The sequence below is a fragment of the Streptomyces sp. CAI-85 genome (genome assembly GCF_013363615.1).
Taxonomy (GTDB): Bacteria; Actinomycetota; Actinomycetes; order Streptomycetales; family Streptomycetaceae; genus Streptomyces; species Streptomyces antibioticus_B.
In genome coordinates, this window is the sequence record NZ_JAANNX010000232.1 from 1 (window position 1) to 756 (window position 756).

General features: G+C 67.5%; 1 pseudogene. It reads right to left on the bottom strand.

Annotation, left to right across the window (positions count from 1 at the left end):
• A pseudogene (locus G6W55_RS37985) lies at positions 1-756 on the bottom strand (DNA-directed RNA polymerase subunit beta'); the annotation flags it as partial.

Consider the following 756-nt stretch of genomic DNA (forward strand, 5'->3'; position numbering starts at 1 on the left):
CGGAGACGACCTTGAGGCGCTTGAGCGCACGGGTCTTCTTCTGGCCCTTGCCGGTACGGATGATCTCCCGGAGCTTCTCGGCCTCCTCGTCGAGGTCGAAGGACTCCAGGCGCTTCTGGAGCGCCGCGGCACCCATCGAACCGTCGAAGTACGTGCCGAAGCGGTCGCGCAGCTCGCGGTAGAGCAGCTCGTCGCCCTCCAGGTCCTGGACCTTGAGGTTCTTGAAGCGGGTCCACACCTCGTCGAGGCGGTCGATCTCGCGCTGGGCGCGGTCGCGGAGCTGCTTCATCTCCCGCTCGGCGCCTTCGCGCACCTTGCGGCGGACATCGGCCTTGGCGCCCTCGGCCTCGAGCTCGGCCAGGTCGGTCTCGAGCTTCTTGGCGCGGGCCTCCAGGTCGGCGTCCCGGCGGTTCTCGATCTGCTGCCGCTCGACGGAGACGTGCGCCTCCAGGGAGGGCAGGTCGCGGGTACGGCGCTCCTCGTCGACGTACGTGATCATGTACGCCGCGAAGTAGATGACCTTCTCGAGGTCCTTGGGAGCCAGGTCGAGCAGGTAGCCCAGCCGGCTGGGGACGCCCTTGAAGTACCAGATGTGGGTGACGGGGGCGGCCAGTTCGATGTGGCCCATCCGCTCACGGCGCACCTTGGCGCGGGTCACCTCGACGCCGCAGCGCTCACAGATGATGCCCTTGAAGCGGACGCGCTTGTACTTGCCGCAGTAGCACTCCCAGTCCCGGGTCGGACCGAAGATCTTCT